Origin of the sequence: Chitinophaga sp. (assembly GCF_035564935.1) — a bacterium.
Taxonomy (GTDB): domain Bacteria; phylum Bacteroidota; class Bacteroidia; order Chitinophagales; family Chitinophagaceae; genus Chitinophaga.
Map to the genome: position 1 here is coordinate 1 of NZ_DATMTE010000150.1, position 13,257 is coordinate 13,257.

Sequence of the window (13,257 nt, forward strand, 5' to 3'; positions counted from 1 at the left end):
TCAGTGTTCCAAGACAAAATCCGCTTAAAATTCATTTTGTATTTCAAAATATACCTTTATCTTTATAGTGTACTAGTTAAGTAGTACACTAAATCACGAAACATGATCAACATCCAATCCCTGACATTCAGTTACCGGAAAAACAAGCCCCTGTTCGAAGACTTACAGCTACGGCTGGAAGCAGGACACATTTATGGTTTGCTTGGAAAAAACGGAGCAGGCAAATCCACACTTCTTAAACAAATAGCCGGCCTGCTGTTCCCCGATGGCGGCACCTGCGAGGTACTGGGCTATTCTTCCGCAAAAAGGCAACCGGCCTTTCTCCGGGAGATATTCCTTGTACCGGAAGAATTTTATCTTCCTAAAGTAAGTGTAAAAAGATATGTAAACACCTATGGCGCTTTTTACCCCAACTTTGATGAAGCCGCCTTCTACAACTATCTGAAGGAATTTGAAATCCCCAGGGATCAGCAGTTAACCGAAATGTCGTACGGGCAAAAAAAGAAAGTGCTGATCAGTTTCGCCCTGGCTACCAACACCAAGGCACTTATTATGGATGAACCTACCAACGGGCTCGACATTCCCTCCAAAAGCCAGTTCCGTAAAGTGATTGCCGCCGCAGTGAGTGATGAAAAGTGTATTGTGATCTCCACCCACCAGGTACGTGATCTCGATAACCTGATCGACAGCATCGTGATCATCGACGGACACAAAATTATTTTCCGGGAAGATGTACAAACGGTAACGGATAAACTTAGTTTCAAAACCGTAAGCAGGATAGACGAAACTACCGGTGTGCTCTTTGCCGACAGCAATGTACGCGGCCATACCATCATTACCCGCAACGCAGGCCATGAACAAAGCAAAATAGATATGGAACTGCTCTTTAATGCAGTACTCACTAACCATAAACCTATCCAGGAAATATTCAACTGATCTACCCATGCAACCAAATAACGTATTTAATGCTCACCGTATGCAGCTGTATCTGCAAAAACACTTTACCGATCATTACCGCTTTTACGGAATGGGTATGCTTACCATATTCGGGCTGATGACAGGCATCGGCGTTTTAATGGTAACTGTAGGCCGCGACCCCTTCCACGAGTTGAGCAACATGGTGCCTTTTTATTACATTGGTCTCTTCTTCGGCGGCACACTGTTTACCAGCAGGGCTTTCAATGAATTAGGCAGTAAGGAAAAAGGGGTAGATTTCCTGATGCTGCCAGCCTCACAGTTTGAGAAATTCATTACCCTGTTCCTTATCAGCAGCCTAGGTTTCTTCATTGCTTATCATATCAGCTGCTATCTTAGCTTCATGATCGTTGAAAAAGTACAAAAGGCAGCAACAGGTCTGCCAATAGCAAAAGATTATTTGTTCCTGGATCATCCCAAAGAAAAGGTATACATCTATTACGGATATTTTATTTTACAGGCAGCATTCCTGCTCGGCGCCACCTACTTCCACAAATACAGCTTTATCAAAACGGTATTATCCATTTTTGTATTCGCATTTGCACTGTGGTTGATCAATTGTGTGATTGTAACGCTGATTTTCGGCTTCGGCAACGAATTCTGGAAAAGATCAGTACCGTTCCTGCTGGTGAGTAAACTGGAAGGCGGCCCTGTTGCCTGGCACACCACCTTGTACCTGATCCCTAAATGGCTGCAGGATACCTACCTGTTTACGATAAAATTTGTGATAGCGCCCGTACTCTGGACCATCGCTTATTTCCGGTTGAAGGATCAAGAAATTTAAAAACTCAGCGAAATGGAATTCAAAGATACACAGGCAATATATATACAGATCGCAGACTATATCTGCGAACAGATATTGCTTACCAAATGGCAGCCGGAAGAACGCATTCCATCTGTAAGGGAACTGGCGGTGTCGCTGGAAGTAAATCCCAATACAGTAATGCGCACCTGCGAGCTCCTGCAGCAGCAGGAAATCATCCAGAATAAAAGAGGGATCGGTTATTTTATCAGCGGAGATGCAGTAAAGAAAATAAAGCAGTTTAAAAAGGAAACTTTTATAAGAAATGAATTGCCCAGCTTCTTTCGCAGCATGTACCTGCTGGATCTTGATCTCGATGAACTGAAACCTCATTTTGAGAAATTCAAAAAATCAAACTTCAATTAACATGAAAACCAGCAATAAACTATTCTTAGGCTTTTCAGGCGTACTGGTATTACTCATGCTGTTTTCCGCCATTATATTAAAAGCCAATTACAATAAAGGCATTACGAACACCATCACCCACCAGCCCCGGCAGGATCCGGATTACGCAAAAGTTACCATCCCTGCATTTAAAGCGCTGGTACTAAAGAGTACGGTGGCAAAAACAGACAACCAGGAGGCTACCATTTATCTGCGTGAGTCGCCGGAATATCATCTCGAATTTTACAAGAATGCCACCTACAATATACTGGGCGATACCCTCTACGTAGAAATCAGCCGGCCACGCGATGTAGTGGTATACAGTCCTGCTATCAGTTATATCAGCAACAACACCAGGTATGGCATTACTCTTTCGGATATTCATTCACCCAGCCTGCATGTTAGCTCCGGCGAGAACACACGTGTATATATGCATAATTCAAAAATCAATGCTTTCTCTTTTGCAGGTGGAGAAAACAATACGCTGGAAGTAACTGAAGACAATGTACTGGACTCTGTGAAGGTAACAATGGGTAAACGCGGGTCTTTATACTTTTATGCGCCCTACCAGGCGGGAGATTTCAGTGTGGATAGTTTAGACAACCTGAATATAACGGGTAAATCATTGAAAAGTCTGAAACGATTTAATTAAAATCTTTAGCAATAAATTCTATCAATGCACAAACCTGCTTTCCAGCCGGTTTACAATTTACATAACAAGTTTTTGTGTTAAAAATGAACGTCCCGATTTTCATCGGGACGTTGCTGTTATATCTTTAAAACTGTGTGGCCAGGTAAGCCATTGTTCCCATACCTATTTCTATCGCCTGTTCATCCACATCAAAGGTGGGTGTATGCACACCGGAGGTAATTCCTCTTGCAGCATTGCCGGTACCCAGCCGGAAAAAACACGCTGGTACTACCTGGGAATAAAAAGCGAAATCCTCAGCGCCCATCCTGATCTCCGTATCTCCTACTGCTTCCGCACCCAGGTATTCCGTGGCAAAACCGCGGGCTTTAGCGGTCACTTCTTCATTGTTATATAAAGTAGGGTAGCCCACTAATATCTCGATATCAATTTCAGCGCCCATTGCTTCCGCAATCCCTGTTGCCTGTTTGCGTATCAGCTCATGCGCCCGGAAACGCCAGGTTTCGTCCATTGCCCTGAAAGTGCCCATCAGCTTTACTTCGCTGGGAATTACATTGGTAGTGAATCCTCCATTGAAAGCACAGATAGATAATACAGAAGGAGAGAAAGGATTGTTGTTGCGGGAGATGATCTGCTGTAAGCTCACTACCAGTTGAGAGGCCACCAGGATGGTATCTACCGTAAGATGTGGCTGCGCAGCATGACCGCCTTTGCCTTTAATAGTAATATAAATTTCATCTGCACTGGCCATGTATTTGCCGGCATGAAACCCGAGCTTACCGGCTTCCATGGAAGGATGCACATGCAGCCCCAGGATAGCGTCGGGACGCGGATTTTCAAGGGCGCCTTCTTCAATCATGATGCTGGCGCCGCCGGGATGCTTTTCTTCACCAGGCTGAAACAGCACCTTGATGGTGCCCTCAAACCTGTCTTTTAATTCATTCAGTATTTTAACAGCGCCTAACACACAGGAAGTGTGTACATCATGCCCACAGGCATGCATTACGCCCACATTGGTAGATTTATAGGCCACCTCATTGGCCTCCGTAATTGGCAGCGCGTCTATATCTGCACGCAGCGCAATGGTTTTAGAGGCAGGGTTCTTACCTTCTATCAGGGCAATGATCCCCGTGCCGGCAATACCTGCTTTAAAAGGCACACCAAAAGCAGTTAATTGCTTTTGTATGAAAGCAGTGGTTTCAAATTCCTGGAAAGATAGTTCCGGGTGGGAATGCAGGTGTCTTCTTATAGCGGTAAACTCCGGTGCATATGCTTTCGCCAGTTCCTTAATACGGTTCTTCATTCGATAGTTCTTTATCCAGTGACACGTTAATAATGGCAGGTACTACAAATACACCGCCTGCAAACAGGTCGGATAATTTGTCCCGTAATTCAGCTGCTTCCTCACGGGTTTTAAAATCGCCTACGCGCACTTTAAAATAGGGGGCCTGGTAATCGAGATAAGTACGGTAATCACCAAAAAGCTGCATTACTTTCGCTTTGGCTTCATTGGCATCACCACGTTTGTTGGTGGAAATGACCTGTACCCGGAAACCGGACTGGTTGCGGATAGCCAGGGTGTTAATGTAGATCTGTTTCTTAATCAGCACATCCACACGACTATCTTTCACCACTCTTACATTTCCGTTGGCGGCGATTGCATTGTCCTGCGCCATGGCCACGCCACTCCCCAACAGACAACACACCAGGATGAATAACTTTTGCATGAATACGGTATAATTAAGTATGAATAATTGTTATTGCGCTTCTTTGCTTTCCTTTACAATAGCTACACTGGCACTGGCCCCGATCCGGGTGGCGCCGGCAGCTATCAGTTCTTTCGCAAAGGCAAAGGTACGAATACCACCTGAAGCTTTTATTTGTATGTTAGCCGGCAAATTAGCTCTCATCAGTTTTACGGCTTCCACAGTGGCCCCTCTTTCTGCATATCCTGTGGACGTTTTCATGAAATCCACGCCATACTTCGCATACAGCTGGCAACACTGTACAATTTCCTCTTCCAATAATATGCCACTTTCAATGATGATCTTGATCACTTTCTGTTTCTCCCTTACCAGGTACATGATATTGGCAATCTCTTTCTCCAGGTATTCCCAGTCTTTGTTCTTTATTGCCGAGATATTGATCACCACATCCAGCTCATCAGCGCCATCTACAATGGCCAATACTGTTTCCGCTACTTTGGCTTCGATGGCGGAATATCCGAACGGGAAACCAATAACAGTGGCTATTTTGGTATTGGTGGCCCCCAGGAATTGCTTAGCCAGCTTCACATATAAAGGGGGTACACAAGCGGCAGCAAAATCGTATTCCACGCATTGCATACACAATTGCTTCACATCTTCCAGCGTGGTAGTGGGCTTCAATACGGTATGGTCTATATAACGGTTAATCTCCATCATTCATTTGCTTGATTACAAAGCGAAATTAATGCAAAAACGGATTACGTTGCCGTAATCCGTTCCTTATCATTTTCCGGGAAGATCCGCTTACGCGTTCTTACCATGGCATTGTTTATATTTTTTACCACTGCCACAGGGGCAAAGGTCGTTACGGCCTATTTGTGGTCCCTGGTGGCGGATGGGTTCTGCTTTCACCTCTTCAGCAGTTTGAAGTTCAGGGCCGCTGTTCTGGTGACTGCCGTTTTCCGCCAGCTCTTCGTGGGAAGCACGCATACGGCTCATATCCGTTTTCTGTTCCCTGCCTTCACGGATTTCCGGTGCTGTTTCCTGTTCCTGGTTGCTTACGGGGATACCGCATTTGGTGAGGAAGGAAACGATATCACGGCTGGTTTCGCGGTCCATATCCTTAAACAGGTTGAATGCTTCAAACTTATAGATCAGCAACGGATCTTTCTGTTCGTATACCGCACTCTGTACGGATTGCTTCAAATCGTCCATTGCACGCAGGTGCTCTTTCCATGATTCATCGATCAAGGCCAGGGTAATACTGCGTTCCAGGGCATTCATGGTTTCATGTCCCTTTGTTTCCACTACCTTCTGCAGGTTAGCCAATACATTAATACCTTTTTTACCATCGGTAAATGGTATAGAGATATTTTCGATCTGGTGTCCCTGTTCCTGGTAGATACGTTCAATTACCGGCAGTGTATTGCTGATCAGGTCATTTACCTTACGTGTATAATTATCTTTTCCTTCGTAATAGAGCTTGTTGGCCAGATTCGGAATATCTGTTTTCGCCAGTTCTTCACTGGTGATTTGTGTATCAATAGAGAAGTTCATGATAGCATCCATCTTGAAAGCTTCATAATCTCCGCTGGCTTTGTGGGTAGACACCATGTTTTCCGCCACATCATAGAAGGCGTTGTCGATGTCTATTGCCAGGCGTTCACCAAACAGGGCGTGATTACGTTTTGCATAGATCACAGTACGCTGTTTGTTCATCACATCGTCATACTCCAGCAAACGCTTACGGATACCGAAGTTATTTTCTTCCACTTTCTTCTGCGCTCTTTCAATGGAGCGGGTGATCATGCTGTGCTGGATCACTTCTCCCTCTTTGTAGCCCATACGGTCCATGAGGCCGGCAATACGTTCTGAGCCGAACATACGCATCAGGTCATCTTCCAGGGAAACGAAGAACTGGGAAGTTCCCGGATCACCCTGGCGACCGGCACGACCACGCAGCTGGCGGTCAACACGGCGGCTTTCATGCCTTTCGGTACCTATGATCGCCAAACCACCGGCTTCTTTCACACCGGGTCCGAGCTTGATATCCGTACCACGACCCGCCATGTTGGTGGCAATGGTCACTGCTCCCGGCAAACCTGCTTCCGCCACTATCTGTGCTTCACGGGCATGCTGTTTCGCATTCAGTACGTTATGCGGCACTTTTTCGAAGGTGAGCATTTTGCTCAGCAACTCAGACACTTCCACAGAGGTAGTACCTACCAGTACAGGACGACCTTTTGCCTGCAATTGCCTGATCTCTTCAATAACTGCCTTGTATTTATCTCTTTTTGTTTTGTATACCAGGTCTTCCGCATCCATACGGGAAATAGGGAGGTTGGTAGGAATGGTTACCACATCCAGCTTATATATCTCCCAAAATTCACCGGCTTCGGTAGATGCTGTACCGGTCATACCGGCCAGCTTATGATACATACGGAAGAAATTCTGCAGGGTGATGGTAGCAAATGTTTGGGTGGCAGCTTCCACTTTTACATTTTCCTTTGCTTCAATCGCCTGGTGCAAACCGTCGGAGTAACGGCGTCCATCGAGGATACGGCCGGTTTGCTCATCCACGATCTTCACTTTACCATCCATTACCACGTACTCTACATCTTTATCAAATAAAGTATAGGCTTTCAGCAATTGCTGAACGGAATGGATACGGTCTGATTTAGCGGCAAAGTCCTGCAGCAATGCATCTTTACGTTGCAGCTTATCTTCAGGTGACAACGGCAGTTTTTCAATTTCCGCCAGTTCAGATCCCACATCCGGGAGGATAAAGAAGTTAGCATCTTCGCCGCCCTGGGTGATCAGGTGAATACCTTTATCAGTAAGATCTACACTGTTTTGTTTTTCCTCAATAGCGAAGAACAGGCCTTCATCCACTTTGGGCATCTCACGTTGCTGATCTGCCAGGTAATAGTTTTCTGCTTTTTGTAATAATACCCTGTTACCTGGTTCGCTGAGGAATTTGATCAGCGCGCTGCTTTTGGGTAAACCTCTCCAGGCGCGCATCAGGGCCAGTCCACCATTTTTGGGATCATCTTTACCTTCAGCAATCAGTTTCTTTGCCTCCTGCAGATATTGATTGGCGGCTTTCTTTTGCATTTCCACCAGGTATTCGATACGTGGTTTTAATGCGTGGAACTCCTGCTCTTCACCGCGGGGAATAGGACCGGAAATGATCAGCGGTGTACGGGCATCATCCACCAATACGCTATCCACCTCATCCACCATGGCATAGTGGTGTTTACGCTGTACCATTTCATCCGGGTTGTGTACCATGTTATCACGGAGGTAGTCAAAACCAAATTCGTTGTTGGTACCATAGGTAATATCGGCAAGGTAAGCGTTACGGCGGTCTGGTGTATTGGGCTGATGCTTATCGATACAATCTACCGTGATATCGAGAAATTCGAAAAGAGGTCCGTTCCATTCGGAGTCACGACGTGCGAGGTAATCGTTCACGGTTACGATATGTACGCCCTGTCCTGCCAGTGCATTGAGATAGGCGGGAAGGGTAGATACAAGGGTTTTACCTTCACCCGTAGCCATTTCTGCAATTTTACCCTGGTGCAGTACAGTACCACCTATCAACTGTACATCATAATGTACCATGTTCCAGGTAACAGTGCTGCCGGCTGCATTCCAGCTGTTTTTCCAGATGGCCTGATCGCCTTCAATGGTCACATAATCCTTCCTCACTGCCAGCTGCCGGTCCAGGTTGGTAGCAGTGGCGGTTAATGTGGTGTTATTGGTAAAGCGGCGGGCTGTTTCTTTTACTACTGCAAAAGCCTTTGGCAGCAATTCCTTCAGCACTACTTCCAGTTGTTTGTCGCGCTCCTTTTTAAGAATATCTATTTCCTGGTATATAGTGTCTTTTGCGGTTACATCTTCCTCGCTATCTGCTCCGGCCTGTTTTTCCGCTATTTCTTTATCGATAGTGGCAAGATGTTCAGCGATTCGTGCCCGAAATTCCTGTGTTTTGTGACGCAGATCATCAATAGGAAGGGATTGCAGTTTTTCGTACTCCTCGTTAATCTGCTGCACCACCGGAGAGATGGATTTAATATCTCTTTCTGATTTATTCCCTCCAAATAGCTTTGATAAAAAACCTAACATGTTAAATGTTTAATTACGAATTACGATTTCTATTTATTGTAACCTGATCCCATCCAGGCAGCGTATATCAGTTGATAAATTCCTGCATCATCAGCCTGTGGCACAAAGGCTGCGGGCTTCGTCAATTGGATAGACGGCATCCAGATTACTCAAATATTGTGCTTGTAAAGGTGAACTGTCAAGGTGTCAGTTTTGCAGCCCGCCCCGGCAAGGCTTGTAAAAGTAGGAATAAATTCGGTGATTCAAGATGGATTTTGAGGGGATTTTCCATTTTACCGTGATCAATTAACATATCGTTGATATTTGTAGTGAAAGTTGCCTGCACAGGCATTCCGGCAAGAAAACCGGCAGATTGTTTTTCATAAAATGAAGGGCTTTTTTAAATGGCTGCCAATATCATGTTAAACCGGTTTCCCGGAAATTCCATCACAGACAGGAACCAATAAGATTACATCAAACCCGGTACAAGCACTGCTGCAGCGAGGCTGTTATTCCGCCTGCCACTGGGTTATCCCGTTTACAAGCTACGCCTAAATTGTCAGTACAACTGCAATACCGGTTCAGGTCATTTTCTGCCAAAATAACCAATACAAGGCGCTGCCGGACATTTCCCTGAAATTTAAGTTAAGCAACTGTGTAAACCTATGGCAAGACTGGACCTTTACATGACAGACTGTAAAACAATTTCAGGATTATTTCTTAATCTGTATAGCTGCTTAGGACAAGACAGTACTCCCATTCCTACCTTAACCGGGCAATACGGAATAAAAAGGGGCAAACCGCTCATCCTAAAACCCGACCGCCCCAAACAAGGTATTTATGGCCGGTTTGCCCACTTTTCAGCCCAAAATGAAAATTTTCAAAAAAATTGCCCATCGCCCATATAAAAAGATGGAAATATGAAAATACTTTTTATAAATTTAAAGGTTTAATAGCCGTTTTAACTTATTTACACAAACATCCACGTTTATGGCAAATGCAATTCAGCCGCAAAAACTGTTCGTAGCAAGCTGTATGGCGCTACTGGTAACATCATTATCCTTTGGCATCCGTGCCGGAATCTTAAGCCGCCTGGGCGTTGAGTTCCACCTGGATACCAAACAATTGAGCATCATTGCCGGAACTGCGTTCTGGGGATTTCCGCTGGCAGTGGTTATAGGAGGGTTCATTGTAGATGCCATAGGCATGAAACGGTTGCTGCTGGCAGCTTTTATCCTGCACCTGCTGGGTATTGTGCTCACGGTATTTGCAGGCGGTTTCTGGTCGCTGTTCATCTCCACCCTGTTTATCGGTATGGCCAACGGTACCGTGGAAGCAGCGTGTAACCCGCTGGTAGCCACTATCTTCCCCGATAACAAAACTACCAAGCTGAATCACTTTCACCTGTGGTTCCCCGGCGGTATTGTAGTAGGTACCCTGCTGGTATTTTTACTTTCCAAAATAGGCCTCAGCTGGCAGCTGCAGGTAGCCACCATGGTAATCCCCACCCTTATCTATGGTTATCTTTTTATGAAACTCGACTTCCCTGTTACTGAAAGGGTAGCAGCCGGTGTTTCTTCTGCACAGATGTATAAATCTGTATTAAGCCCACTGTTCATAGTGATGTTTATCCTTATGTTCGGTACCGCCATCACAGAACTTTTCACTGGTCAGTGGATTGAAGTGCTGCTAAAGAACGTAACTGAAAACTCCATCCTCATTCTGGCGTTAACTGCCGGTGTACAGGTACTGGGAAGAGGCATTGCCGGCCCGGTAGTACATAAAATATCCCCTACCGGCGTTTTACTTATTTCAGCGATTTTATCCGCTTTGGGCTTATATTTACTTTCCCATGTATCAGGTAACATGGTATTTGTGGCTGCCTTTATTTTTGGTATGGGCGTTACTTATTTCTGGCCAACCATGCTGGGTTTTGTATCAGAAAACATTCCGCAGTCGGGCGCACTGGGCATGAACCTGATGGGTGGTGCAGGTATGTTTGCCGTGTCTGTATACATGTATTTTATGGGTGGTTTCTACGATAGTATTATCGTAAAACAACTGCCTGCCGGCGCGTCGCTGGATGCTTACCGCTCAGCAGCTCCCGGTTCTGCCGAAGCTGCAGCCTTCAGCCAGGCTACCGCTGTAGCAGGTCCGGAAATCATTAACGCCACCCTGGTAATACCCGTTATCCTGATCGTAGCGTTTGCGGGACTTTTCTTTTATATGCGCAGCCGTAAAAAGGTAGCACAGGTTCAAATAGTATAAATTTTAAAACGATAATTGTAAATATGACACGGAAACTTAGAATGGGAATGATAGGAGGCGGTAAAGACGCCTTCATTGGCGCAATTCACCGTATTGCCGCCAATATGGACGGACTGATTGAGCTGGTAGCGGGCGCACTCAGCATCAATAACGACATCGCGGTGGAATCAGGTAAAATGCTGTTCCTGGACCCCGAACGTACTTATCTCGATTTCAAAACCATGCTGGAAAACGAAGCGAAAATGCCGGCAGAGAAAAGGCTGGACTTCGTGACCATCGTTACGCCAAACTTCGCCCATTTTGAACCAGCCATGATGGCGCTGGATCTGGGTTTCAACGTTGTTATCGAGAAACCGATCACCTTCTCCCTCGACGAAGCCAAACAATTAAAGGCAAAAGTGGAAGCCACCGGCTTAACATTATTGCTTACACATACTTACACTGGCTACCCAATGGTAAAACAAGCCAGGCAGATGGTGAAAGACGGCGCATTTGGTAAAATCCGCAAAATATGGGTGGAATACCCGCAGGGATGGCTCAGCAAACTGAGTGAAAGAGAAGGTAATGCCCAGGCAGCCTGGAGAACAGATCCTAAAAAATCAGGTAAAAGCGGTTGTATGGGCGACATTGGTACCCACGCAGCTAACCTGGCAGAATATATCAGCGGCGCTAAAATTGAAAAATTATGCGCAGACCTGAACATCCTGGTACCGGGCCGCGCACTGGACGACGATGGCGCCGTACTGCTCCGCTTTGATAACGGCGCTGCCGGCGTTTTAATGGCATCGCAGGTAGCAGCAGGAGAAGAAAACGCATTGAAGATCCGTGTTTACGGCGAAAAAGGCGGACTGGAATGGGCACAGCACGAACCTAATACCCTGTTGGTAAAATGGCTGGATAAACCTACCGAAATTTATCGCGCAGGTGGCGGATATACTTTCCAGTCGTCTTACATGACGCATAATACCCGCACACCAGGCGGTCATCCTGAAGGATACCTGGAAGCATTCGGTAACCTGTACCGTAACTTCGCACAAACCTTATCCGCTAAAATTGATGGCGTACAGCCATCGCCGGAATCCCTGGATTTCCCGGGTACAGAAGAAGGCGTACGTGGTATGGCATTCATCGATAACGTAGTACGCTCTTCACAAAGCGATGCTAAATGGACTAACTTCGAGATATAGTATTCATCACCAGATTGAGTATATGAAAACGATAAAAGGACCTGGTATTTTTCTGGCGCAATTCATGGGAGATGAAGCGCCTTTCAATAATCTGAAATCCATTTGTGAGTGGGCCGCCTCCATTGGCTTCAAAGGAGTACAGATCCCCACCTGGGAAACACGCCTGATTGACCTGCAAAAGGCAGCTGAAAGCAAAACCTATGCAGATGAGATCAAAGGTATCGTGAATGCAGCCGGACTGGAAATTACAGAACTGAGCACGCATCTGCAGGGACAGCTGGTAGCTGTGAATCCTGCTTTCTCCGAGATGTTCGACGGCTTTGCTCCCGCACAATATCACAACAATATCCAGGCGCGCACGGAATGGGCGGTGAACCAGCTGAAATATGCTGCAAAAGCCAGCCGTAACCTGGGCCTCACTGCCCACGCCACATTTAGTGGCGCATTATTATGGGCGCCCGCCATGTATCCGTGGCCCCAGCGGCCGGCCGGACTGGTGGAAACAGGATTTGCCGAACTGGCCAAACGCTGGCTGCCGATCCTCAATGAATTTGATGCCAACGGCGTAGACGTTTGCTATGAAATTCACCCGGGAGAGGACCTGCATGATGGTATTACCTTTGAGCGTTTCCTGGAAGCCACCGGCAATCATAGCCGGGCTAATCTCCTCTATGATCCGAGCCACCTCCTGCTCCAATGCCTCGATTACCTGGAATATATCGATATTTACCACGAAAGGATCAAAGCCTTTCACGTAAAAGATGCCGAGTTCAATGCCACCGGACGTTCCGGCGTTTATGGCGGGTACCAGGCTTGGATCGACCGTCCCGGCCGCTTCCGCTCTCTCGGTGATGGCCAGGTAGATTTTAAATCCATCTTCAGTAAAATGGCGCAATACGATTTTGCCGGCTGGGCCGTTATGGAGTGGGAATGTTGTATTAAACACCCGGAAGATGGCGCTAAAGAAGGCGCTCCTTTCATCAGGGATCATATCATCCGTGTTACTGAAAAGGCATTTGATGACTTTGCAGGAGGCGGTACAGATGAAGCCTTTAATAAAAGAATATTAGGCTTGTAATGCCCATTAATCCACCGATCGTTAGTAAACAATAACCAAATAAAAAAAATCAACAAATGAGAAAGAGATATCTGGCGCCGCTCGTATTAAGTGTATTATTC

The 13,257-nt window shown here is 46.1% G+C and carries 11 protein-coding genes; 7 read left to right on the plus strand and 4 right to left on the minus strand.

Annotated elements, in window-relative coordinates; genetic code table 11:
* Nucleotides 1-102: 102 nt before the first annotated feature.
* Genes VN105_RS04015 through VN105_RS04030 form a run of 4 tightly spaced genes read left to right on the plus strand, consistent with a single transcriptional unit; the run spans nt 103 to nt 2,813 of the window.
* Nucleotides 103-936, plus strand: a complete 834-nt coding sequence (locus VN105_RS04015) for an ABC transporter ATP-binding protein (RefSeq protein ID WP_325638170.1) — start codon at nt 103-105, stop codon at nt 934-936.
* Between the two features lie 7 nt (nt 937-943).
* Nucleotides 944-1,759, plus strand: a complete 816-nt coding sequence (locus VN105_RS04020) for a hypothetical protein (RefSeq protein WP_325638172.1) — start codon at nt 944-946, stop codon at nt 1,757-1,759.
* A 12-nt stretch (nt 1,760-1,771) separates the two neighbouring features.
* A complete protein-coding gene (locus tag VN105_RS04025) occupies nt 1,772-2,143 on the plus strand; it encodes a GntR family transcriptional regulator (RefSeq protein WP_325638174.1) in 372 nt (123 codons plus the stop codon).
* A 1-nt stretch (nt 2,144) separates the two neighbouring features.
* Complete coding sequence (locus VN105_RS04030) at nt 2,145-2,813, plus strand: hypothetical protein (RefSeq protein WP_325638176.1); 669 nt, start codon at nt 2,145-2,147, stop codon at nt 2,811-2,813.
* A 124-nt stretch (nt 2,814-2,937) separates the two neighbouring features.
* On the opposite strand, the gene VN105_RS04035 is transcribed toward VN105_RS04030, so the two are convergent.
* From VN105_RS04035 to secA, 4 genes are all read right to left on the minus strand, one after another.
* Nucleotides 2,938-4,113, minus strand: coding sequence for a M20 family metallopeptidase (locus tag VN105_RS04035; protein ID WP_325638177.1), 1,176 nt, complete (start codon nt 4,111-4,113; stop codon nt 2,938-2,940).
* Complete coding sequence (locus tag VN105_RS04040) at nt 4,097-4,537, minus strand: SPOR domain-containing protein (protein WP_325638178.1); 441 nt, start codon at nt 4,535-4,537, stop codon at nt 4,097-4,099. Before VN105_RS04040 ends, VN105_RS04035 begins: the two co-directional genes overlap by 17 nt.
* Nucleotides 4,538-4,567: 30 nt before the next feature.
* Nucleotides 4,568-5,233: a deoxyribose-phosphate aldolase gene (gene deoC / locus VN105_RS04045; protein ID WP_325638180.1), complete on the minus strand. Its 666-nt coding sequence runs from the start codon at nt 5,231-5,233 to the stop codon at nt 4,568-4,570.
* A gap of 87 nt (nt 5,234-5,320) precedes the next feature.
* Entirely contained in the window at nt 5,321-8,644 is a 3,324-nt protein-coding gene (secA, locus tag VN105_RS04050) for a preprotein translocase subunit SecA (protein WP_325638182.1), read from the minus strand.
* A gap of 969 nt (nt 8,645-9,613) precedes the next feature.
* Here secA and VN105_RS04055 point away from each other — a divergent pair.
* The 3 genes from VN105_RS04055 to VN105_RS04065 are packed head-to-tail and all read left to right on the plus strand — an operon-like array spanning nt 9,614 to nt 13,156.
* The gene (locus VN105_RS04055; RefSeq protein ID WP_209867087.1) at nt 9,614-10,891 is read left to right on the plus strand and encodes an MFS transporter; all 1,278 of its coding nucleotides are present in this window, start codon (nt 9,614-9,616) and stop codon (nt 10,889-10,891) included.
* A 23-nt stretch (nt 10,892-10,914) separates the two neighbouring features.
* Nucleotides 10,915-12,078, plus strand: coding sequence for a Gfo/Idh/MocA family oxidoreductase (locus VN105_RS04060; RefSeq protein ID WP_325638187.1), 1,164 nt, complete (start codon nt 10,915-10,917; stop codon nt 12,076-12,078).
* 22 nt (nt 12,079-12,100) lie between these two features.
* Nucleotides 12,101-13,156: a sugar phosphate isomerase/epimerase gene (locus VN105_RS04065; protein WP_325638189.1), complete on the plus strand. Its 1,056-nt coding sequence runs from the start codon at nt 12,101-12,103 to the stop codon at nt 13,154-13,156.
* Nucleotides 13,157-13,257 lie beyond the last annotated feature (101 nt).